Genomic DNA, 21,879 nt, shown 5'->3' with positions numbered 1-21,879 from the left:
CCACCGGCGACCTTGCTTAGTGAGATAGGAGCCCTTGCAATGATTCAGAAGTTCACGGTAAGTCGTGACGATACCATCTATGAGGCATGGCCGGATCTGGTTCTAACCGAGAACGAGAAATTGATTTGCGTATTTTCCGAGTGCACGCACCATAAAGATCGTTCTTACACCCGGATTGTACTGTGTGAAAGTGTGGACCGCGGCAGGACATGGAGTCCGAAAAAGCCTTTAACCGACGGGACGAAAGGGCTTCCGTATTGGAATTGTGCCCGGATCTCGCGCCTCCGAGACGGAAGGCTGGCCGTTGTGTGCGATCTCATTAATGAGACCGGAGAGAAGAATGCTAAAGTATTCGTATGGTTCGGCGATTCGGAGGGTCAATCATGGACAGGTCCGATAGAAACTCCCATTCGAGGCATTGTTCCCGACAAGCTATGCGAGCTTCCGGACGGGCGATGGCTGTTAGCTGCGCATTCCAAGAACGGAGAAGGGTATGCCGAGCAGCATGTGTGGTACTCCGACGACCAAGGGACTACATGGAGCGAGCGGATTGTCTTGGCTGCCCGAGATGGACTGCGCTTGTGTGAGGTATCCATTCTGCCTTTGCCTGACGGTACGTTGGCCGCGTATCTTCGTGAAAATTCCTTTACCGGTATGGATTGCTATAAGACGTTGTCCTATGACCGAGGGGAGAGTTGGGGGGAGTTGATCCGAGTACCTATTCCTGGATGCCATCGACCTGTAACCGGATTTCTGCAGAGCGGCCATATTTTGTTAACCTACCGTTTCCTGCAAGGAGGACGTAGAGTCGGAATTGGCCCCAGTGCGCAAAACTTCTTCGCGGCGTTAATGAATTTGGAGTCGGCTTTGGCTACTGAGCGCCATGAACAGAGTGCGCGTATTATGCCACTTGATTACGACCGGAGTCCGGTTGCCGACTTAGGCTACTCGGGATGGGTTCAATTCGCCGATGGAGAAATCTACATCGTTCAGTACATTGTCGATGATGCTCCAAAGGCACAAATTCGCGGATACAGCTTGCGGGAGGATGCTTTCCATTTTTATTAACAAAATAGTATAAGTTTTTGGGGCGAACCGAAGGTTCCCCCTTTTTATTTTGGCTCTTTTCTAAAAGATTGTTGCTAAATAGGGTGTGTGCTATAATCAAACCAGAACATTTGTTTGTAAAGGACGGATGAACGTGACTGGCGTTCCGTTTATGGTGATTTTAGCGATTTGCCAAAATCTGAACAACTTAGGTAATTCCAAGCCATACAAGAAACTCTCTTTCCTGAACCTAAAGAGGATATTGCCAACATGGTTGGTGACATAAGAGAAGTTCGTTTTAGCAGAGGCTTGGCTTGTGTTTAGTGTGGTTGTGTCGCTATTAAACGCATCGGTAAATATCGTTCTCGTCAGCGTTACTTATGCAAAGACTGTGGAAAATCATTCAGTGACATGACAGCAAGCCCGCATTCGGGAACTCACCACCCCCACAAATGGCTAAAATACTTTCAGTTAATGGTTGAAGGTGTCAGTCTGCCCAAAATCGCTAAAGAGTTCAACTCCAACAAGGGTGAATATGTAAAGAAAGGTGTTTACCACATCCATCACGTTAACGCATATCACCTACGTCTAAAAAATGGACGGAGCGGTTCAATGGAGTTGCTACAAAATACATGGACAACTACTTAATGTGGTTCCGTTTCCTGGAACTACAAAAGAACTTTGAAAAACAACTTTGTAAGCGGAATATGGTTTTAGATGCTTGCAAGACAGCTAATTTTACTTCTGGTCAAGTTATTAGAAGTGCATCGTAATGGAAGTTCGAATATTTTGCGAGCCATTAGTTCTTTGGAGAGGTGAAATCATGGTCGATTATGACAAAATAATGGATGCCATTTTGAGCCGCTTTGTTAACAACCGACTCATACTTGGGATTGACGGGCTGAGTCGTTCTGGAAAGACCACATTTGTAACAGAATTGAGAAAAAGGTTGAGTCAATATCAGAAACCATTTTGCATCTTCCACATTGATGACTACATTGTGGAACGCAAGAAAAGATACGACACTGAATATGACCAATGGTACGAGTATTACAACCTTCAATGGGATGTTGAACTTTTACGTGAACAGTTATTTTCAAAATTAAACCATGCAGAAGTCATAAGCCTTCCATTCTACAACTCCGCTTTGGATAAGTTAGAAATAAAGACCGTTACCATATCCAGAAACTGCATTCTGATTGTTGAAGGTGTGTTTCTTCAACGACCGGAGTGGCGGGACTTTTTTGACTTCATCTTATATTTGGATTGCCCAAGGGATAAACGATTCGAACGTGAATCTGCATCAGCAAGGGAGAACATTGAAAAATTCAGGTCAAGGTATTGGAAAGCGGAAGACTTCTATTTGGATTCGGTGACTCCGTTAGCCAACGCCGATATGGTTATTAGTTCGTAATTGCGGTCAATAGCAACAAACTTTACTAAAAGAGCCTTTATTTTCTGTGCGATCTTCTGGAGAAGAGGTGCGTCTTTACTCTCCTTAACCACACGCCTGCTGCTCCATCCACCAACTGGACTCCCCCACTAGGTAAACATCACTACACGCAGTTTTCCACCGGGCGATAGTCCAGACAGATGTACAAACCCTTTACTTCTGCTGCGAATAAGGGAGCGAAACCCGTGGCGAACTATGAACCCAAGTACATTGTACGGGAAGCTGGCTTCTCGAGTTGTGTACTTAGGCTCATAGTTAGGGGAGTGCGGAGGAGATTTGCGATAACAGGTTCATACAATTCGAAGATAGGTTCACTGTGTTATTTTTCCTATCTGTATCAGTATAGAGTTCTCAACGCTTCAACTGTGAAAGGTTTCAGTTCGTCGAACCGTCCGTCCCGGACTTTTATCGCCCACTCAGGGTCAACTAACAACGAACGCCCGACAGCTACCAGATCAAATTCATTTCGCTCAAGTCTGTCGATCAAACCGTCAAGCCCGGTAACCTGGGTGACTTGTCCGGGAGCGAAGGAATGGATGAATTCTTGGTTCAATCCTACGGATCCTACGGTAATGGTCGGTCGTCCGGTCAACGATTTGACCCATCCTGCCAGGTTTAAGTCGGAGCCTTCGAATTCCGGTTCCCAGAATCGCCGGGTCGAGCAATGATACAGATCGACACCTGCAGCAGTCAGCGGCTCAAGGAATGACGACAATTGCTCCGGAGTTTCCGCCAGCTTGGCCGTGTAATTTAAGTTTTTCCATTGGGATATACGTAGGGAAATCGGAAAATCGGGGCCAACCGCTTTCCGAATCGCACGAATGACTTCTACAGCGAATTGCGTTCGCCCCTCAACACCATCACCGCCATATCGATCCGTTCTCTTATTGGTTTGTTTCCAGAAAAATTGATCGATTAAATAGCCGTGCGCTCCATGGATTTCTATCCCGTCGAATCCGAGTAGTTTGGCGTCGGCGGCCGCTTGGGCGAATGCCTCAATCACGGAGAGGATATCCGATTCGGTCATGGGTGCAGTTACTTGATTGCCGGACAAATCGATTCCGGACGGTCCTACCGGGAGGGCTTCCGGGTTCGGAGGGTTACCGACTGCACGTGCCATGCCGACATGCCATAATTGTGAGAAAATACGTCCGCCAGCAGCATGTACTTGCTCTACGACAGACGACCAGCCCTGCAGAGCAGACCCGAAAAGTTGAGGGACGTTAGGATGGTCGGCAGAGGAGGGATGGTTGATAACGGTTCCCTCCGTTATGATTAGACCTACCCCATTCTCGGCACGACGCCGGTAATACTGAGCTACATTAGCACCGGGCATGCCATTCGGCGAGAACGTTCGGGTCATAGGCGCCATGACGATTCGATTCGGAAGCGTCAGCTTGCCGATTGAAAATGGTGTAAATAATGGGCTACTCATCTTCTATTGCTTCTCACCGTGCAAGTGTGACATCAGATCGTCAAGCGCATGGGACCAGCCGTCGTAAAAATATTTATCGCCAGGGTGACCGGCTACTCCACGCAGGTGGAAGATCATCTCGGTGCTGTCGCCCCGCTCGGTAAGGGTTAAGGTCACCACTGGAGAAGCCTCGATCGGAGCATCGGGGTAACCCCAGGTGAAGACGAGCCGTTCGAATGTGATGACTTCGAGGAACACACCACCGGTGAGATACTGTTCGCCAGTCTTCGCGTTGACCATGGTGTATTGGTAGCGACCGCCTTCGCGAACGTCAAAGGATATAGTCTCCAGCGGTGTCGAGGGCAACCAGCAGGCGAGCTCGTTCTTCTCGGTCCAGGCGCGCCACACGAGCTCGCGGAGGGCATGGAGGGTGCGGGTAATGGTGAATTCCGGGATTTCTGTGGACGCGGACATGTTCATAATCATTGTTCCTCCCTTTTGATCATGCGCTTGAGATGTACTTCCAAAGCGTCGAAGCTATTGTTCCACTCGCGTCGGTGTTTCTCGACCCAGGCCGATGCCTCATCCAGAGGTTTGGTGCGCATCGTCAAGGTCCGCCATTGGGCGTTCGCTGTGCGTTCGATCAGTCCTGCACGCTCCAGCACCTTGAGGTGCTGGGAGATAGCGGGTGCGCTTATCTCGAAGGGCTCGGCAATTTCTCTGACAGTCGCGGCCCTCTGTGACAGGCGGGTCAGGATGCTTCGGCGCGTCGGATCGGCGAGCGCAGCGAAGGTGAGGCTTAGTGTGTCCTTCGCAGCCAATTAAACAACTCCTTAATTAATGATATGCTTAACTATAGGCTCTGTTGTGAGCACATGTCAAGCTGCTTGTGACTGACATACAGCCACGGAGTTTCTTATTGTTTTCTTTATCAAAATATTCCCACTAGGGAGTACAATAAAGGTATAATCAACTTCGGGTAGACAACAGCCTATGGGGAGTAGAGTGAAATGGATATGAATATACAAGTACTTCTAGATCATGGTCAATTGTTGCGTAAGCCGACCGGGGAGATCCTATTTCGCAGCGGGGATCACGGGGAGGAGATGTTTGTTGTCTTGTCGGGCACGATAGAAATTTTTCTCGAGCAGGAAGGCTGTCAAATTTCGGTGGCCAAGCTCGGTCCAGGGGATTTTCTGGGGGAAATGTCCCTGCTAGAAGGACTTCCGCGCAGCGGAACGGCGATAACGGCAACACCCTGCGAGCTTGTGAGTCTTGGGCACGAGTCATTTCGTAAATTGATGAACGAGGATAGTGTGCTGACCTGGCGTATTATGAAAGGCCTATCGACACGCATCCGTACTCTAAACCAAGAGCTGGCTCAGCGAATCGGCGAAGATTTGCAGGAGATGTCACGCAGCTTGCATGAGCATGCGCAGTGGATATCGAGCAGCATCAAGCAGATTGCCGTGTCCGCGCAAGAGATTGATGCGAACGAGAAGCTTCTTGTGGAGCAGACTAAAGAAGTGCAAGGGATCTCCAAGGAAATCGGAGGCATGCTTCAGTTTATTCAACATGTCGCTAGCCAAACGCACATACTTGGCCTGAATGCTGCTATCGAAGCAGCGCGAAACGGAGAAAACGGACGTGGCTTCGGAGTGATTGCCAATGAGATCCGCAAGCTCTCGTCGCAATCGAGTACGAATGCGGAGCAGATCGCGGAGCTGACGGAACTGATCTGGCTGAAGATGGACAAAGTGACGATCGCCTCGGAAAGCAGCGCTGTCAAGAGCAATGAACAGGCATTCGCGACTCAGCAAATGGTTAAGGCGATCGAAGAAGTGGCCGGACTTGCCGAACGCCTGGCTGGGATAGCGAAGTCTCTCGCCTAGTTACTATCCATATTCTGAAAACGGATAGGTGATGGGATGAAGCAGATTACGATTGGCATGTTTGCACATGTGGATGCGGGCAAGACGACCTTCTCCGAGCAGCTTCTGTACCATACGCAAAGCATCCGGGAGCGGGGGCGCGTCGATCATCGGGACGCTTACCTCGACAGCCATGACTTAGAGCGTGCCAGAGGAATTACTATATTTGCCGATCAGGCCGTGATGTCTTATAAAGGAGCTACGTATTATTTGATCGATACGCCCGGACACGTCGATTTTTCTCCGGAGATGGAGCGGGCCGTTCAGGTGATGGATGCTGCGGTCTTGATCGTCAGCGCGGTGGAGGGCATTCAGGGGCATACCGAAACGGTCTGGCAGCTGCTGCATAATCACCGGATTCCAACGTTCTTTTTCATCAATAAGACGGATCGGACCGGAGCGGACGCCGGCAAAGTCATCCAGGACATACGTCAGCATTTGACGGAAGACGTAGCAGAGCTTGCCGGAAATTTCGAGAATGGTGAAGTGGGAGAGGCTTTACGGGAAAGCATGGCGGAGCGGGACGAGCTTTTATTGGAGTCGTATATGTCCGGAAATGAGGGTAACCCTTTCTGGCTGAATGCTCTGCAGTCGATGATCCGCAACCTTCAGCTGTTTCCGTGTACCAGCGGGTCGGCCTTGCAGGATGTCGGCATCCGCAACTTTCTGGAGCAGCTGCACGAGCTGACGACGGAATCGTATGACTCTGACGCCGCGTTCGGAGGACGGGTATACAAAATTCGTCATGATGCATCAGGCGTACGGTTGACCTTTATCAAAGCCTTAAGCGGTACGTTAAAGGTTCGCGAAGAATTGACCTATCTTCACAATGGAGAAGAAATGCGTGAAAAGGTGACAAGGCTCTTTCTGGTTAATGGGAGTAAATTGACACCGGTCGAGCAGGCGACAGCAGGCGGCTTGTTTGCCGTTGCCGGTATTACGGCGGCTCAAGCAGGACAAGGCCTGGGAACCCTGAAGGACAAGCTGGTCTACGAGATGGTCCCTACGCTGAAGTCGAAAATCGGCTTCGACAGCACCTTGAACGTTAAAGATGTGTTGAAGGTGTTCCATCTTTTGACGGCAGAGGATCCTTCCTTGAATGTGATATGGGAGGAAGCACTGAAGGAAATCCACATTCATGTTATGGGTCTTATTCAGCTGGAAGTACTGGAGCAGATCGTGAAGGAACGGTTCCAGATAAGTGTGACGTTCGGCGCTCCGGAAATCTTATACAAGGAAACGATAGAGTCAGCCGTTACCGGTTACGGCCATTTCGAGCCGCTCAAGCATTATGCGGAAGTTCACTTGCGGTTGGAGCCCGGGGAGCGTGACAGTGGGATCACCTTCATCAACGCGTGCCATCCCCATGATTTGAGTATAGGAAATCAAAATTTAATCAAAACCCATCTTTTTGAGCGAGCTCATCACGGCTTACTCACCGGCATGCCCGTAACCGATCTGCGGATCACTTTGTTAAGAGGCGCTGGTCACAATGAGCACACGCATGGCGGCGATTTCCGCGAAGCAACCTTTCGCGCGTTGAGGCAAGGGCTGGAGAAGGCGGAAAACATGTTGCTGGAGCCCTACTATAGGTTTAAAATCAAGGTGGAGATGGACCATCTAGGCCGATTGCTGTCCGACTTACAGCGGGCCTCCGGCCATTTTGAGCCGCCGCTAACAAGCAGCACCCATGCCGTGGTTACAGGCAAGGTCCCGGTTGCTACCTTCAGGAGCTACAGCATGGAGCTTGCTTCCTTTACCCATGGACGCGGCAGCATTCAGCTTCTGTTCGGCGGCTACGATCGCTGCCATAATGCCGATGAAATTATTGCAAGGATCGGGTATAGGAAGGATGCGGATCCGCTTTACAGCTCCTCCTCGATTTTTTGCGCCAAAGGTCATGGCTACATTGTGCCCTGGGACGAGGCGGAGGCCAAGATGCATCTGCTTTAGGCGGCAGTATCTTTTTCCCAACACTATATCGATGAGAATAAGAGGGGGAACCCAAAATGAAGACGATCAAGCGCATGATGGACCACCTGCTTTGGGCGGACGGACGCATCTTGGACGCGCTCGATGAGAGTGGGACGAAGAATAAGGACCTTCTGAAGCTGGTTCGGCACGTCGCGGTTGCGGAACAAGTCTGGCTGTCCCGATTGCAGGGCAAGGGCAGCACGCAATTTTCGTTGTGGGAAGAAGCGGAAGACTTGACGGCGATCCGGGCGATGTTCGAAGAAAACGCCGAGCAATATCGCGTCTATATCGGTGGGCTTGAGGAATCCGAGTTGGACGAGATGATCGACTATGCGAACCAGAACGGGGTTTCGTTCCGAACCTCAGCCCGGGACATCCTGTCGCAGGTCCTGTTGCATGGGCAATATCACCGGGGTCAGATCAACCGGGCCCTTCGGAGCGAATCGGCAGAGCCTGTTCAAGTCGATTTTATTACATTCGCGAGGCTCTAACGGGCCGCGCAGAAGATTTTAGGAGGCATGACTATGGCTATGGGTGGGAGTACGGGAAGATCAGCACTAATTATTGGAGGCAGCGGATTTCTGGGCGGTGCGATCACACGGCAGCTGCTGGAGGATGGCTGGGAGACGGATGTGCTTAGCCGAGGCAATAAGCCAACAATACCAGGCAGTCAAGTTATTCAAGCGGATCGCACCATTCAAGAAGAGTGGAAGGCTGCCATGGAGGGGCGTACATACGATCTGGTCGTCGATTGCGCCGGCTACAAGGCAGCGGATATCGAGAGTGCAATTCCCGTATTGAAGGGGAAATGTGCCCATTATGTCTTCATCAGTACGGACTATGTGTATGCATCGAGCAACCAAACCACATATCCCATACGCGAATCGGCTGCCACCCATCGAGATACTCCCTATGCTGAGGGCAAGCTGGATTGCGAGGCCTTGCTGCTTGCTGCTTGGAACGAAGACTCCTTCCCGGTAACCATTCTGAGACCTCCGCATATTATGGGAGCCGGCAAGGAGCTTGGCTGCGACCAGGTGTTGGGACGGACACCCGACCTGCTGAGCAGGATTCGCAGAGGCGGTCAGGAACTCCAGTTATTGAACGATGGTCAGCTCCTGATTCAACCCGTGTGGTCGCGGGAGATTGCGCTCTGTATCTCCCATCTCGCAGGCATGGAGCGCTCCTGGGGTCACATCTTCACTTTTGTTGGCCCGGAGGCTGTAACGGCGAGACGTTATTATGAGATCATTGCGGAGAAGCTTGGCGTGGAGCTGACTTTCGAGTCCTTGTCCATCGAGCAGCATCTGCAGAGCAAACCCGGCGACCGTCACTATGTCAGGCACCGGATCTATGATACATCGCACTTGACGCAGGTGACGGGGTACCAACCTCATCTCAAGCTAGAAGCTGCGATCCAAGAAACACTGGATTGGATGCTGGCCAGGGAAGCGAAGCATCGGAGCTGAACATAGTGCGTGAAATATCGTTGAAGTAGAACGGGCTTATTACAATTCGGAGGGAAGCGCCATCATGCGCGAGGCACAGCAGAACCAAATTCGGAATGTAGGTATCTTTGCGCACGTGGATGCCGGCAAAACGACGACGACGGAGCACATCTTATACGAAAGCGGACGTATTCGCACGCTCGGCAGCGTTGATGACGGCACCGCGCAGACGGATTGGTTGGATGTGGAGCGGGAGCGAGGGATTTCGGTGCGCGCTGCGGTTACCCGATTCGTCCGGAACGGTGTTCAGGTGAATCTTGTCGATACGCCAGGACACGTGGATTTCCTGTCTGAAGTAGAACGGTCGCTGCGCGTAATGGATGGAGCGGTTCTGATCGTTTCCGCAGTTGAGGGCGTGCAGGCACAAACCGAATTGATTTGGCAGGCTCTGCGAGATCTCCGTATCCCGACGATCCTGTATGTCAATAAGCTCGATCGAGTTGGGGCAGACCCCATAAGCACGTTCAAAAACATCCGTCGCCTGCTGTCGGAAGGAGCTATACCGATTCAGGCGCCGATTGGAGTTGAGGAGGACTTTGCCGAATGCGCGGATTTGCTGCGGGAAGAAACGGGCAAACTCCCAAGTGAGGCCGAGTTGTACCGCGAGCTACTTGTGGAGACGGTGGCTGAACGGACAGAAGAGTTGTTGGGGCGTTATATCGAGAAGGGGTATCTAACCACAGCAGAGCTGCTGCCGCCGATAAAGGATGGTATTGTCCGTTCGGAGCTATTCCCGGTGCTGTTCGGTGCCTCGAGTCGGGGGATCGGCATATCCGAGCTTATGGATGCTATTTTGCGCTGGCTGCCTGGCCCACGAGGGGACTCTGCTGCGCCGGTTGCCGGTATCATCTTCAAACTCGAGCGAGACCCGGATATGGGCAGAATCGCATACATGCGCTTGTACAACGGCACGCTTCACAACCGCGATATAGTACATAATGTGACGCAAGATATTCAAGAGAAGGTTACTCAAATCCGCAAAATTGATGTCCGTAAGTCGGAGGACGTCGGCATTCTGCAGGCCGGGGATATTGCAGCGGTTTACGGATTGAGCCGAGCGCGTATCGGCGATATCGTCGGCACCGCTGCCGGAGTTCCCGACGAGCGCAAGCTGGCCGTACCCTTGCTGTCGGTTCAGGTGCGATGGCGCAGCGAGGCCGAGTATCCGAAGGTGGTGGCGGCGTTTCAGGAGTTGGCCGACGAGGACCCGCTTCTCGATGTGCAGTGGCAGCCAGAGGATCGGGAGCTTCAATTGAAGGTAATGGGGCCGATTCAGATGGAAGTGCTGGCTTCGGTGCTGAAGAGCCGGTTCGGGCTCGAGGTCGCATTCGATCGTCCTTCGGTCATCTATAAGGAGACTCCAACAAGGGCCGGAGAAGGATTCGTTGCTTATACGATGCCAAAGCCGTGCTGGGCCATTTTGCGTTTCCGGATTGAACCAGGGGAAAGGGGAACGGGTGTGCAGTTCAACTCGTTGGCGAGGCCGGAGCGACTCCTCGAAAGTTACCAGAACGAGGTTGCACGGCGTGTGCCCGAAGCCCTGCAGCAAGGGCTGCGCGGTTGGGAAGTGACCGATCTGAAGGTTACGCTCGTGGAAGGCGAACATCATGTGTGGCACACGCATCCGCTTGATTTCGTAGTAGCGACGCCGATGGGCATTATGAACGGTCTCATGAACACCGGTACCCATCTGCTCGAGCCGCTTCTGCATTTTCGCCTATCCGTACCGGAGGAATATGCCGGCAAGGTCATGAACGAACTCATTGTGATGCGCGGCGAGTTGGATTTGCCGACGATCCGCAGCGGGCGGATGGAGCTCGAGGGAGTGATACCGGTTGCGACGTCGCTCGATTTTCCGGCTCGACTCGGCTCGATGACCAAGGGGAGAGGCATTCTGTCCACAACGTTTGCCTATTACAGGGAATGTCCGCCGGAAGTACACGCGGAACGTAAACGCCAAGGTGTCAACCCGCTAGATCAAGCCAAATATATTTTGTCGGTACGTAATGCGCTGTGACTGTTAATAACAGAACAGGCTGCCGTCATTCATAGGCAGCCTGTTCTGTTGCGTCCAGATCCAATTACTTTTTTACCACAGGAACCCAAAATTCGCCGTAGAACGTGCCGTCGCCGTTATCTTGGCGATAAGTCGCATTTGGACCGCCGATGTAGGCATAATCCGTAATTTGGGCCAATACTTCGCCAAAAGCTCGGTAAGTCAGCTGATCAAACAAAGCTTCCTTGTCGCCAATGCCTGCCACTACAATATACTCACTCTCTGGAAACTCGATGATGCGCGTTGCGTCAACCACTGATCTTCCGGCCTCTACCGCGAAATAATTCCACGGTTTACCTTGATACACCTCGTTGACTGACCATTCGCGATCGTCCCTGGCGGCGTTTTTGAGCTTATCGTAACGCCCGTCAGCCTTGAGCCTGCCCCAGAACTGGGCTTTTTCCTTTTGCAAAGCCGACATGTCTTGGAAATTCGACTGGATTGAAAAACCATAAGCGGTCAATGTGAATGATTTTTTGTGTTCAAGCGTGTAATTTGCCATGCTAGTGCTCCTTTATCCGGGCTTAACTTCTTTGACAGAGATTAGCCTTCAATTTTTTTTACACGAAGCCACATTTCTCCGTAGAATTCACCATTTTCAGCATCTTTGACGAATGTTGAGTTACCAGGTCCAACGTATTGGAAGTCTGTAATTTCTTGCAAAAGACCGCCGAAAACTTTGCCTGTGATTTCGTCAGCAAGACGGTCTTTGTCAGCGCCCGTGCCCGGCACAACGAGGTAGTCGCCTGCGAGGAAATCGAGGCCGACCGCGCCTTCTACGTCGAACTCACCCATCACGCCGAAGCCGCGCCAAGCCTTGCCGTCCATAACGTAGTTAATTTGATATTGTTGCCCGTCAGCCAGCGCGAGTAATTCACTAAGCTTGCCGTTATCAGTGATTTCAGCTTTTTTCGCTGCCGTCTTTGCTGCATTGCCTGCCCAGTCGTTGAAGTCTTCGAATGAAACGCCGAAAGCCGTCATTTTGTAGTTTTCCGAGATGGTTTTGATGGAGTAATTGGACATTTTGTTTTCTCCTTCGCGGGATAATGTTTTACAAGATTGATTCTATTTTTGAAATGTATCAAGAAGTGATACTTTTTATAGACATTTTTGATACAATCAAATCATGAAGAAAACAGAACGAGTGAACTTAATAATGCGCTACATCAACAACCGCGCGCATTTTACTATTGCCGAGATTCAGCGGGAGTTCAAGATTTCCCGGGCGACGGCGATCCGCGACATTAACGAGATTCAGGCGATGGGTTTTCCTCTGACGAGCGAGCTTGGGAGGGGCGGCGGCTACAATGTGCTGCAAAATCAGTATTTGCCCGCTGCCCGTTTCACGCCCGATGAGCTGAAGGCGATTTTTATCAGCTTTATCGCTTCTAAAAATTCGCAGCTCCCTTATCTGCAAAATCGCCGCTCCATCACTGAAAAACTCATAGGCATCGCGTCGCAAACCCAGCAAGACGAGCTGATCGAGCTGAATAATATCTTGCTTTTTGAGAATACCAATCCTGCCAATCCGAATCTTCTAGAGCTTGATGATGCGGCGCCGGCGGAGCTGAACCAGTTGATTTCGCTTGCGGTGCGGAATAAGCATTTGCGCGTGACTTATGAGCCGAATCCTGGCTGGCCGCAGCTGCTGGACGTATTTTTGCTGCATATTTTCAACTCGAACGCTCGGTGGCTGGTCGAGGTTTATGATTTTGATCTGGATGAGTTTCGTTATTTGCCTGTCGAGATGCTGCGGGATTCGGCCATTTCCGAGCAGGAGATGAAGGGGTCTGAGCAAGAGATTTTAAGCAAAAAACGGCTTGTTGCCCGTGAGTCCAATCTTATTGTAAAGCTGGATTCGACGGGGATTCAGCGCTTTAAGCGCATGCACCCGCCGGGGATTATTCTGTCCTTTACCGGGATGTTTCAGTCGAGCGGCATTTTCAACGTCCAGCTAGATGTGACCGATGAGGAGGCGCTGGCGTATTATGCGGATTGGCTTTTGTTCTTAGGAAAAGGGATCGCGTTTGTGCGGATTCCTGACGAGCTGCGAGTGATATTGGAAGAGCGGTTAACTGAATTGAAAATAAAAAATCCCCCTGCACAATTAGGAGGAAATGGTACACCGCGAGATTAGCCTGCTTTCTGAAGCACTCCCAAGCGCTCAACTATACCCCGGGCTGGTTCGTCAAACGACCGCGGACATTTCTGCTTAGTTTCTTTATTACAGGCGGCTTGTGGTAATCCATTCGCCTCGGAAATGTTGGAGTAGATGCATCCTTAAATTGAGCTGTAATGCTTGCGTGATCCGACAGAAAGACCTTTACATTCTCGGTGGGACTCTTGCCGTTTGTAATCAATGCACACACTTCAAATGCCGGCGGCCAACCTGCCAAAACATCCTCCGTACTGTTGGGCCAGGGTATTCTCAGTTTATCTTTGACCCAAACGAAGCTTCGATACTCCGAATCACTTATAACGTTGTCTAGTAGGTCATCGTCTGTTCCTCGGAGCTTGGCGTCCCAGATCGCTTTGATATCGCGATAGGTCGGTTGTATACTGGCATTCTCCGTTTGCAAGCTTATATCCGGTGCTCGAGGCTCACCAAACTGATCTTCAATTTGGGTTCCGTGAACGATTTGCCATATCTGTCCCGTTTTGGTGTGTTCAACGACAAAATAACTGAAATTCTTTTTCAGTCCGGGGCTTCTGGGTAGTCGAATGACAGACATCTGTTTGTTCGCGATGGTACATCTCCAGCCATGCGTTGTCAGATAATCCAGCAGACTGAATAACACTTTCAATTCAAATAGGAAATTATCCGCATCACCTCGCTGAGTCACCGATGTATAGAGGTCGTCCTTCGGCAACAAACCCATTGAGTTCTGAAGGTTTCGGGGAAGATTCAAAATCCGATCTACCATTTGTGGGGACGCCATGCGTAAGTACTCCTTCTCTTCCGGATGTGACTGTTTTCGGCGCTTTCCTCTGCTAGTAACTGCTCTGTCAATTCCCAAGCCGGTTGGATTTCGTCCAACAGTTTCGGCGTTGCGTTGAACAGTCTGGATACAGGCCATGAGGGCGTGTAGGGCATACCATCAATGTCGTTTTCTCCAGTGACGGCCTCCAATATCGCGGTTGATATGTCCATACGTTGCACGAGTTGGTGGAAGAGTGCTCCTGTCTCCGAGGCAAGACCGCGCCGCGGGAAAGCTATAAGACATTGTGTGTGTTGCCCTATACACCCGAGTAAGGACGATGCAGAGGAGTAGTTGATCAGTTGCAAATCACAAGTTGACAATTACACAGATTTGGTTAACAAGCGTCCCGATTGGACACACGTGGATATTTACGCCGATTAAGCAATAACAGGCACACAGTTCACGAATCGTGAAGATCTTCAACGCATGAATAACGATTGTATGAGCGGAAAAAATCGATATGGTCATTACGAAATCGATATCCAGGAGGAATCCAAATCCTTACGAACTGACACTAGCGGACGCTCATTTTGTTTTTTGGTGAACACCGGATGGGGAGATGGGCGTGTGGATCTGTCAATAGTAGGCGATATTGGGAACCCCATTAACTCTGGAGATGTCTGGCCAGCTTTTGTTTCCTAAGAACAGGTTGACGATAAAACGGTTCTAAACCGAAAGTCATTGCCTGGAGCAGGCAAGGCCGCCATAATAAAGGAGAGTTGTTTCACGAACCCTGATTTGGAGGATGCGAGCCTATGTTAACCATGAACAATACGCGCCTGGAATTCGAACAAGCGGGTTGTAAAACCGCCGTTTTGCCAATTGGAGCGCTTGAACAGCACGGCAGCCATTTACCGGTGGGCACGGATACCATTTTTGCCGGAGAGTTGTCCAGGCGATTGGCGGACAAGCTGGATGCTTATTTGCTGCCGGTCATCCCGATTTCCTCCTCGATTGAACATCGGGAGTCTCAAGGCACGGTTTATCTTTTATCGACTACCCTGGCGCTCATCGTCCGCGACATTGCCGAATCGCTTAGGCATTCCGGGTACAACAAACTGATCGTGGTCAATTATCACGGCGGCAATTGGAGCTTGAAGCCGGCGATCCGCCAATTGAACAAGGACTATGCGGCCGTGCAAGCCGAGATGGAAGTGATTCTGCTGTTCACGCCGGGTATCCCGGACCCCAGGTTGGCAGAGATCGTCGAGCATACGCGGCATGATGTCCACGCGGGCGAGTTTGAAACTTCCCTAATGTTGGCTTTGCATCCGGAGCTCGTGAAGGAGATTCGTCCCCAAAGCGAGCCAACCGAAGTCCCGCAGGATTATATGGACTATTTCGACACATCGGAATTAACGGAAGACGGCTACTGGGGGTTTCCCGAAGCGGCGACCGCGGAGAAAGGCGCCAAGCTGATGGAGCTGCAAGTCGATATGGGTCTGCAATATTTGGCGAAGCTGGAGGCGTATAAGCGGAAGGTTGCCGCCAAGAAACAGGCTCTTGAATAGCAAAATAACAAACAAGCCGGCACCGGGTTGAACCCCGTTGCCGGCTTGTTTGTACTTTCCAATCAACTAGCCTTTCCAAGCCGCCTTCACGCGGTGTTCCCCTTGAGGAACATGGATGTGCAGCCACATCCGTCCGCTTTGACGCTGCCAAACGCCCTGTTTTTGTTCCTCATTCACAAGGATTACTGCATGCTCCTTCGTGTGGTGCGGAACCGGCAGCTTCACTAACACGCCAGCCTCGGCTCCTGTTTTCACCTCGAACGTCACGACCGTTTCTCCATCCGGCTCCTGCGAGATCTCGTAGTTGTTCAGATTCGTTTGCGATCGGGCGTGCCACCACAAGCATAGCTGATTGGTGGACTGATGGACCGCCCGGTATTGCCTTTGCCGCAAATAATCCAACATTTCGTCCAGCGCCGGCAAGCAATGCTCGTTCATCGTGTCATCCGCTATGTAGACGGGATGAATAAACATGTTCAATGTCCAGCGGAAATGGGCAGCGCGGTCAAGCGCATCATGGATCCGTTTAATATCCGCTTCCCGGGATTCCTCGTAAATGCGAGGCTCAAAAAAGCCAATCGGAATGTTCACGAACGGAATTTTGGCGTTGCCGTGTTTGTAATCGTCATAAACAAAATGAGGATAAACGGTCCCGAATCCGAAGCCGATCACATTGATCGGATTGTAGGGCGGGGTGAAGGTATGCGCCCGGGAGTTATCCCCCTTCATGCCATGAGCGTATGACCACCTGGCATGCTCTGCCCAGCCGGTGGAAGTCAGCCAGTGGTTCACCGACGCGATCGGCGTTTCGCCAAAGGCTTCCTCATACAGCTTGATCTGCTCTTCGATGTCCCCTTCGGTATAATGAAAATGAGGCTTCACAAAATCAAAGTGAACGGAAAGATCGTGCCCGTTAGCCTGAATGGCAGCATATTCTTCCTTATCGATGGCGAATTTGCCGTCAACCGGCATCAAATTCATTTGATAAGGCAACCCTTTGGCCTTCATGTAATTCGAAGCGATTACCTGATAATCCGGAGCGCATTCGTCGTCTCCTCCGTAATGAAGGAGCAGGTCGGGAACGCTTCCATCCTGGAAAGGGGGCAGCTGATGAATAAAAGGTTGCGGCTGCCGGGTCAGCAGCTCCTCTAGAAATTGCAGCCAATAATCGCCGTAAGGAAGGCTCAAGTCATGAACCCGGCTAAACGGAATCGCATCGCCTGTGCGGTAATAGCCGTCTCCGTCGTAATCGCGGTCGATCGGCCGCCCTTGGTGCATGACCCATAAGGTTTGAGGCAAATCAAAAGCGAAGTACCAGGTGTGTCCTTGCCCGATGCGATGTTCGAGGATGGCGGGGCGGGACATCGTTCTTTTGCCGGCATTCAGCAAGATGGCCGTTGTCTGCGATTCTTGTCCGGCATCTACTAATGAGAGCGGGGAGAAGATAGGCAGCAACGTGTCGCGATAACGGTACCACGGGTTGGACAATGGCCCGCCGGCTCCCTCATTCGGAACTTCTTCCGATGGAAATTGCACATACCCCGCGATGGTAAAGTCATCGTCAGGCTGGGGTTGAAGCTTGTCGAAGCGGATGCCGAACAGCTCGTCGGCGCCTTGCACAGCGAAGCCTACCAGGGTGCCTCCATGGGCCACCCATTCCTGCAACACCGTCTGTTCCGCAGCCGACATGTCGTGCAAATCCACGAAAAGAAACTTGAATCGGGCGAGTTGAGACGCGTCCGATAGTTCCGCTCGAGTCAGCGCTGCCGCAGCAAGCCCCAACTCGTCAAAAATTTCTTCGATGTACGTATACCAATAGTTGCGCTGTTCCTGAATGGCTTTTGTTTGCAAGGTTTGATCAAAAATATAACCGGTTAGGGAAGAACGGGGGATGGTCATATTAAGCCTCCTTATGGGGTCTGAAATCCGGAACCTGGAGCAAAATTCCGCCTTGATTGGAGGATTCCGCCGCCAATATGGCCGGCGCTGCCGTTTCCACGGCGGCGTACACGTCCATCTCGATAGGGGCATCCTCCAAGATCGCTTGCAGGAAGTTATGAACCGGCCATGCGTCGGCATTGCCGTGCGAGCTTCCTTCATCGGTCTCGTCGATCTTGGCCGCGGATAGAGGCCAATCCATATTCCGCCACTGGTTGTCGGCGGCCGTCCATAACTTGGGATGATCCTCCGTCGACCGGGCCCACTCCGCGGTCTGCAGCGTTCCTTTCACCTGATACCAGTGGCAGGCCGTATCCTTGCGTTCGCCATGAGGTGAAGTGAATCCGGCGGCGACTCGCAGCACCGTATCCGTGCTGGTATGCATCAGCGCTATTTCCATGTCTCTGCCCGAGTAGTTGTCAACATAATAACTTTGGGGACGCGTCCCCATGCAGGAAACCTTGGTCACTCGGCCGCCCGTGACGCTAAGCAGCGGACTAAGCGTGTGCGGCAGGTAATAAATCGGATTGTAGAACCGTTTATTTCTCCAAGTCGGCTGCACGGCTCTGCCTTCCGGCGGGGTAGCGCTTCCCACTATTTTCTCACCCGTAACCGGGTCGAAAAAGTAATCCCACTCCGCATAGTGCAAATATTCCCCTTCCGCGAACAGGATATGGCCGAATTGGCCTAAGTCTGCCATACGCCTCCATTCTTGAATAAAGCCCCAAAACCGGGTTTGCTCGGACAACTGGTATTTCGCACCTGACCTCTGAACCGTCTTCACCAGATCCCAACACTGGTCGATCGTGTAGGCAGCAGGGACTTCCGTCGTCACATGAATGCCCTTCTCCATGGCGTAACACGCGATCCCCACTTGAATATCCGGCGGAGCAGCGATCAAGACCGCATCCAGCGGCTCTTGACGCAGCATTTCCTCAAAGTCGGTGTAGCAATGCCCGCTGGAAACCCCTAAAGCCGCTCCTGCCTTCTCCACATTGGGACGGATCGTGTCGCATAGAGCGATGACCTCGCAATGCGGATGCTTGGCGTACAACCCTCCGACGTAAATCCCTCTTTTTCCCGTACCGATAATGCCCATTCTAACTTTTTTCGCCGCCATAAAGGGAATGACCTCCACAGTTGTTCTGTATACGGAACAATATTATTGATAAATTCTACTATAAGAATAATATTCTTATTTTTTTCTGTCAACAGATGTTCCATTGGCATATGAGTATAGAACAATTGATAGTTGGTTTTTCTGTTTAGTTTATCCATGGAATCTATTAAAATGTGGTTACACAAACTGGGTCGTAGGAGGAGAAAATATGAGAAATGCTTATGAACAAGAGCTTCTGATACAAAAAACCGTGGAAAGATATATCAGCCCATTCGCAAAAGTTATTGCTTTGGAAACCCGTCCGATCAGATTAGGGCTCCAATCGCAAGAAGTGCAACGTTATAAAGTAACAATACAGGTAGAGAAAGCGGAGTGTGAGGTTTTTCTAGTAACAAAAAAAGCAGAGCTATGTGAACGTCTTGTTCTAGGGCGGTTGCAGGCACAATCAGCCCAAATACCGTTCAATTATACAAACGATGTCGTTACAGATATTCCTGATTATATTTGCATGCAAGATGTAGACCATGACACAGAGTATTCAAAAATGGATATAGGGATATTTGAGAAACAGATTCCTAATGCCTTAGCACATATACACGCCTCGAATTACCGCCTTGCAAAAGAATTAGTTTGGCTCCCGATTGCTGATCGCTCATATATTTCCCGTATGCTTGATAAATGGTGGACTCCACAATGGGAAAACGCAAAAAGAAATGAAGCGTTTGTAGAGAAATTCCGAGATTATATTCCTGAAATTGAAGCCGTTTCAGCATCCATAGTCGATGAAATGGAGTATGTGATAAACGATGAACCATCACATACTTTAATCCATACGGATTTACATCCTGGGAATGTATTGTGTTCAAGTGACAATGAAGTTTTCTTTATTGATTGGGCAGATGCTCATTATGGCTCTTTTTACTTTGATATTGCTACTCGTTTTAATAGTCTAAATAAAGCACAGATTTACCGTGAAAAACTCGTGGAAGCCTATCAAATAGAAGTAACCCATGCTCATTTTGTTCAACAATGGCGAACCGCTACAAGGTATATTGGTATACGCTATATCGCTTGGACCTTTGGCAAGTGGAAAAATAGTCCCAGTACATATCAAGCGCTTAACAACTATCTAGAGATGATCGTAAGGTGAATGGAGACTTATTCGCTTTTTCATAGGATATTGGAAGCACTTCACAGTAAATAGGTGATATACTAAAACGAGCAGGAACGTTTGTTCTGTCTCGTATTTAAAAGCTTAACTAGTTTGGTTCATATGCTCCATTAACCAAGAGGTGATCGCTATGGAAGCAGCTAGAGCAATAAACCTTATTGAGGAAGAGATCATTAATGACCTCAGAGGCAAGTTTGGATGGCAAATTCAATCGATAGAAGCCAATCATTTGGGATACGGAAATATGAAGTGGATCATGAAGACCGATAGTGAATCCTTTTTCGTGAAGAAATACTGTAAAGTTAGGTATCGAAGAGGACTTGAAGACGTCCACGAAGCATTGCGGTGTCAAGATTTGATGTATCGTGATGGCATACCTTGTCAGCCTGTCTATTCATACAACAATCGGTATATTCATCGTTTACCATCCGAAGAAGACTATATGATAACTGGTGTCAGTAAAGGGGAGCTTATCCAGGCAGGGACCGCTAATCTCCAACAAATGTACAGTCTTGGGGAAGCCACTGGAAGAATGCACAAATGGATGACCATCCATTTGCCTCGACGCACCGTTTTACACTGGGAGCTGCCAAGCAAGCATAACATGATGGCCAGACTAGAATTAAATTTGCATGAAACAGAAGAAGCCAATCACGATAAATACGTACTAGCTATTCAAAAGCAAATGGAAATACTTGGCGGACTAGACATGGATATTTTCCATGAATGCTCTAAGGGATGGGCTCATTGGGATATGCATGTTGACAATCTTTTGTTTTCCATGGATGGAGTTGCTGATATTGTCGACTTTGATCGAGTACAGTTTGTTTATCCTGATTTTGATATCTCACGAGCGCTGCTATCCTGTGCTCTTAAAGATGCCCAAATGCGGCTGGATGCTTTAGAGGCTTATGTAGAAGGATACAGGGTACATATGAGCTTATCTAATGAGCAACTTGTTCGATCCATTAAACTTACTTGGTATAAGGAGTTCAAGTGGGTACATGCAATGTATGGCAGTGACAAGACAATGGGACGTTTTATTGATGAGATGATCTGGATCGGGGACAATTGGAACAAATTGAATGATATATTTAAGCTCTGAATGATTCAATAAAATTGAATTAGTAACTTGAGGGGTTCGAAGTGAATTGTTTAATACTAACAAGTGCTTCTCATGGAATAGGTGAAGCCTAAAACGTGAGGGAGGTGCTTGCTAAGCACGGTAGGGGTGAGGCGGAACCATAACGCTACGGCAGAGACTGTCGATTCATTGTTAAGGGAGATGAAAGCCGCCGTTCCAAGAAAGGCCATATACGCTCTAGTCCGACTTTTCCGAACTGCGTGGCGGGAGCGGAGGAGGAGGCGGTCTCTAGTCCGACTTTTCCTATTTGCAGAGCCGTTTCCGTACGGTCCCTCCAGAAAACGCCGCTCTAATTCGGCCAATTCGGACTACAGAGCGGTTCCGGGCGGTGAGGCGCGCGGTAGTCAGACTTTTTCGGACTAAGGAGCAAGGGTACGGGCGCCAGGCTGCTCACGCTCGAGAATGCTCTTCGTCTCGAGTAGGGTATAGCTGGTTGCGGAAACCCGGCGGAATAGGAAGATCACGGATAGTCGTCCTAGGGAAAGTTTTTTAGAAAAAACGTAACACGATGAACAAAAGAAGGAGGGCAGGAGGAGGGAGTGGAGAAGCGAAGTGTCCGTCTTTGAATGGTGGCCCAACAACGACTAACTTCCATCCAAAGGCCATGCTTTCAACAACGGTCGGAGCCCGC

At 50.2% G+C, this 21,879-nt stretch carries 19 protein-coding genes and 1 pseudogene; 12 read left to right on the top strand and 8 right to left on the bottom strand.

The window, feature by feature from the left end; translation table 11 throughout:
• Positions 1 to 39: 39 nt before the first annotated feature.
• The 3 genes and pseudogenes from PKO02S_RS26615 to PKO02S_RS26605 all read left to right on the top strand — a co-directional run bounded on the left by PKO02S_RS26615 (position 40) and on the right by PKO02S_RS26605 (position 2,461).
• Positions 40 to 1,068, top strand: a complete 1,029-nt coding sequence (locus tag PKO02S_RS26615) for a sialidase family protein (protein WP_127587929.1) — start codon at positions 40 to 42, stop codon at positions 1,066 to 1,068.
• 168 nt (positions 1,069 to 1,236) lie between these two features.
• Positions 1,237 to 1,820, top strand: a pseudogene (locus PKO02S_RS26610) (transposase).
• A 50-nt stretch (positions 1,821 to 1,870) separates the two neighbouring features.
• Complete coding sequence (locus PKO02S_RS26605) at positions 1,871 to 2,461, top strand: kinase (RefSeq protein WP_127587927.1); 591 nt, start codon at positions 1,871 to 1,873, stop codon at positions 2,459 to 2,461.
• 376 nt (positions 2,462 to 2,837) lie between these two features.
• Here the strand turns inward: PKO02S_RS26605 and PKO02S_RS26600 are convergent, their stop codons facing one another.
• The 3 genes from PKO02S_RS26600 to PKO02S_RS26590 are packed head-to-tail and all read right to left on the bottom strand — an operon-like array spanning position 2,838 to position 4,735.
• Positions 2,838 to 3,935: an NADH:flavin oxidoreductase gene (locus PKO02S_RS26600; RefSeq protein ID WP_127587926.1), complete on the bottom strand. Its 1,098-nt coding sequence runs from the start codon at positions 3,933 to 3,935 to the stop codon at positions 2,838 to 2,840.
• Positions 3,936 to 3,938: 3 nt separating this feature from the next.
• On the bottom strand, positions 3,939 to 4,394 hold the full coding sequence (locus PKO02S_RS26595) for an SRPBCC family protein (RefSeq protein ID WP_127587924.1): 456 nt from the start codon (positions 4,392 to 4,394) through the stop codon (positions 3,939 to 3,941).
• Positions 4,395 to 4,396: 2 nt separating this feature from the next.
• The gene (locus PKO02S_RS26590; protein WP_127587922.1) at positions 4,397 to 4,735 is read right to left on the bottom strand and encodes an ArsR/SmtB family transcription factor; all 339 of its coding nucleotides are present in this window, start codon (positions 4,733 to 4,735) and stop codon (positions 4,397 to 4,399) included.
• Between the two features lie 189 nt (positions 4,736 to 4,924).
• On the opposite strand from PKO02S_RS26590, the gene PKO02S_RS26585 reads away from it, so the two are divergent.
• The 5 genes from PKO02S_RS26585 (at position 4,925) to PKO02S_RS26565 (ending at position 11,344) form a co-directional block, all read left to right on the top strand.
• Positions 4,925 to 5,806 (top strand): methyl-accepting chemotaxis protein, encoded by an 882-nt coding sequence (locus PKO02S_RS26585; RefSeq protein ID WP_164821706.1) that lies wholly within the window; start codon positions 4,925 to 4,927, stop codon positions 5,804 to 5,806.
• A 36-nt stretch (positions 5,807 to 5,842) separates the two neighbouring features.
• Positions 5,843 to 7,798, top strand: coding sequence for a GTP-binding protein (locus PKO02S_RS26580; RefSeq protein ID WP_127587920.1), 1,956 nt, complete (start codon positions 5,843 to 5,845; stop codon positions 7,796 to 7,798).
• 56 nt (positions 7,799 to 7,854) lie between these two features.
• Entirely contained in the window at positions 7,855 to 8,310 is a 456-nt protein-coding gene (locus PKO02S_RS26575) for a DinB family protein (RefSeq protein WP_127587918.1), read from the top strand.
• 33 nt (positions 8,311 to 8,343) lie between these two features.
• A complete protein-coding gene (locus PKO02S_RS26570; RefSeq protein WP_164821705.1) occupies positions 8,344 to 9,288 on the top strand; it encodes an NAD-dependent epimerase/dehydratase family protein in 945 nt (314 codons plus the stop codon).
• Positions 9,289 to 9,352: 64 nt separating this feature from the next.
• The gene (locus tag PKO02S_RS26565) at positions 9,353 to 11,344 is read left to right on the top strand and encodes a GTP-binding protein (RefSeq protein ID WP_127587914.1); all 1,992 of its coding nucleotides are present in this window, start codon (positions 9,353 to 9,355) and stop codon (positions 11,342 to 11,344) included.
• A 64-nt stretch (positions 11,345 to 11,408) separates the two neighbouring features.
• On the opposite strand, the gene PKO02S_RS26560 is transcribed toward PKO02S_RS26565, so the two are convergent.
• Positions 11,409 to 11,885 (bottom strand): GyrI-like domain-containing protein, encoded by a 477-nt coding sequence (locus PKO02S_RS26560; RefSeq protein WP_127587912.1) that lies wholly within the window; start codon positions 11,883 to 11,885, stop codon positions 11,409 to 11,411.
• A 41-nt stretch (positions 11,886 to 11,926) separates the two neighbouring features.
• Positions 11,927 to 12,406, bottom strand: coding sequence for a hypothetical protein (locus PKO02S_RS26555; protein WP_127587911.1), 480 nt, complete (start codon positions 12,404 to 12,406; stop codon positions 11,927 to 11,929).
• Between the two features lie 103 nt (positions 12,407 to 12,509).
• Between PKO02S_RS26555 and PKO02S_RS26550 the strand changes: the two genes are divergently transcribed.
• The gene (locus tag PKO02S_RS26550) at positions 12,510 to 13,520 is read left to right on the top strand and encodes a helix-turn-helix transcriptional regulator (RefSeq protein WP_127587910.1); all 1,011 of its coding nucleotides are present in this window, start codon (positions 12,510 to 12,512) and stop codon (positions 13,518 to 13,520) included.
• Between the two features lie 31 nt (positions 13,521 to 13,551).
• Here PKO02S_RS26550 and PKO02S_RS26545 read toward each other — a convergent pair whose 3' ends face one another.
• Complete coding sequence (locus tag PKO02S_RS26545) at positions 13,552 to 14,322, bottom strand: hypothetical protein (RefSeq protein ID WP_127587909.1); 771 nt, start codon at positions 14,320 to 14,322, stop codon at positions 13,552 to 13,554.
• Positions 14,323 to 15,119: 797 nt separating this feature from the next.
• On the opposite strand from PKO02S_RS26545, the gene PKO02S_RS26540 reads away from it, so the two are divergent.
• Positions 15,120 to 15,875 (top strand): creatininase family protein, encoded by a 756-nt coding sequence (locus tag PKO02S_RS26540; protein WP_127587908.1) that lies wholly within the window; start codon positions 15,120 to 15,122, stop codon positions 15,873 to 15,875.
• 66 nt (positions 15,876 to 15,941) lie between these two features.
• Here the strand turns inward: PKO02S_RS26540 and PKO02S_RS26535 are convergent, their stop codons facing one another.
• Both PKO02S_RS26535 and PKO02S_RS26530 read right to left on the bottom strand, forming a co-directional pair.
• The gene (locus PKO02S_RS26535; RefSeq protein WP_127587907.1) at positions 15,942 to 17,774 is read right to left on the bottom strand and encodes a hypothetical protein; all 1,833 of its coding nucleotides are present in this window, start codon (positions 17,772 to 17,774) and stop codon (positions 15,942 to 15,944) included.
• A 1-nt stretch (position 17,775) separates the two neighbouring features.
• On the bottom strand, positions 17,776 to 18,933 hold the full coding sequence (locus PKO02S_RS26530; RefSeq protein ID WP_127587906.1) for a Gfo/Idh/MocA family protein: 1,158 nt from the start codon (positions 18,931 to 18,933) through the stop codon (positions 17,776 to 17,778).
• Positions 18,934 to 19,141: 208 nt separating this feature from the next.
• Here PKO02S_RS26530 and PKO02S_RS26525 point away from each other — a divergent pair, with 208 nt between their 5' ends.
• Positions 19,142 to 20,083: a phosphotransferase family protein gene (locus tag PKO02S_RS26525; RefSeq protein WP_127587905.1), complete on the top strand. Its 942-nt coding sequence runs from the start codon at positions 19,142 to 19,144 to the stop codon at positions 20,081 to 20,083.
• A 151-nt stretch (positions 20,084 to 20,234) separates the two neighbouring features.
• A complete protein-coding gene (locus tag PKO02S_RS26520) occupies positions 20,235 to 21,209 on the top strand; it encodes a phosphotransferase (RefSeq protein WP_127587904.1) in 975 nt (324 codons plus the stop codon).
• The last annotated feature ends 670 nt before the right edge of the window (positions 21,210 to 21,879 follow it).

Origin of the sequence: Paenibacillus koleovorans NBRC 103111, from assembly GCF_004000845.1 — a bacterium.
GTDB classification, from domain to species: domain Bacteria; phylum Bacillota; class Bacilli; order Paenibacillales; family NBRC-103111; genus Paenibacillus_AA; species Paenibacillus_AA koleovorans.
The sequence above is the reverse complement of the archived record's forward strand: the minus strand, read 5'-3'. Positions and strand labels throughout refer to the sequence as shown.

Excerpts from the sequence above, each read along its gene's own strand:
- PKO02S_RS26560 (WP_127587912.1), bottom strand. The coding sequence starts at position 11,885 with ATGGCAAATTACACGCTTGAACACAAAAAATCATTCACATTGACCGCT.
- PKO02S_RS26550 (WP_127587910.1), top strand. The coding sequence starts at position 12,510 with ATGAAGAAAACAGAACGAGTGAACTTAATAATGCGCTACATCAACAAC.
- PKO02S_RS26565 (WP_127587914.1), top strand. The coding sequence starts at position 9,353 with ATGCGCGAGGCACAGCAGAACCAAATTCGGAATGTAGGTATCTTTGCG.
- PKO02S_RS26570 (WP_164821705.1), top strand. The coding sequence starts at position 8,344 with ATGGCTATGGGTGGGAGTACGGGAAGATCAGCACTAATTATTGGAGGC.
- PKO02S_RS26545 (WP_127587909.1), bottom strand. The coding sequence starts at position 14,322 with ATGGCGTCCCCACAAATGGTAGATCGGATTTTGAATCTTCCCCGAAAC.
- PKO02S_RS26525 (WP_127587905.1), top strand. The coding sequence starts at position 19,142 with ATGAGAAATGCTTATGAACAAGAGCTTCTGATACAAAAAACCGTGGAA.
- PKO02S_RS26595 (WP_127587924.1), bottom strand. The coding sequence starts at position 4,394 with ATGAACATGTCCGCGTCCACAGAAATCCCGGAATTCACCATTACCCGC.
- PKO02S_RS26530 (WP_127587906.1), bottom strand. The coding sequence starts at position 18,933 with ATGGCGGCGAAAAAAGTTAGAATGGGCATTATCGGTACGGGAAAAAGA.
- PKO02S_RS26580 (WP_127587920.1), top strand. The coding sequence starts at position 5,843 with ATGAAGCAGATTACGATTGGCATGTTTGCACATGTGGATGCGGGCAAG.
- PKO02S_RS26585 (WP_164821706.1), top strand. The coding sequence starts at position 4,925 with ATGGATATGAATATACAAGTACTTCTAGATCATGGTCAATTGTTGCGT.
- PKO02S_RS26535 (WP_127587907.1), bottom strand. The coding sequence starts at position 17,774 with ATGACCATCCCCCGTTCTTCCCTAACCGGTTATATTTTTGATCAAACC.
- PKO02S_RS26555 (WP_127587911.1), bottom strand. The coding sequence starts at position 12,406 with ATGTCCAATTACTCCATCAAAACCATCTCGGAAAACTACAAAATGACG.
- PKO02S_RS26540 (WP_127587908.1), top strand. The coding sequence starts at position 15,120 with ATGTTAACCATGAACAATACGCGCCTGGAATTCGAACAAGCGGGTTGT.
- PKO02S_RS26605 (WP_127587927.1), top strand. The coding sequence starts at position 1,871 with ATGGTCGATTATGACAAAATAATGGATGCCATTTTGAGCCGCTTTGTT.
- PKO02S_RS26600 (WP_127587926.1), bottom strand. The coding sequence starts at position 3,935 with ATGAGTAGCCCATTATTTACACCATTTTCAATCGGCAAGCTGACGCTT.
- PKO02S_RS26575 (WP_127587918.1), top strand. The coding sequence starts at position 7,855 with ATGAAGACGATCAAGCGCATGATGGACCACCTGCTTTGGGCGGACGGA.
- PKO02S_RS26615 (WP_127587929.1), top strand. The coding sequence starts at position 40 with ATGATTCAGAAGTTCACGGTAAGTCGTGACGATACCATCTATGAGGCA.
- PKO02S_RS26520 (WP_127587904.1), top strand. The coding sequence starts at position 20,235 with ATGGAAGCAGCTAGAGCAATAAACCTTATTGAGGAAGAGATCATTAAT.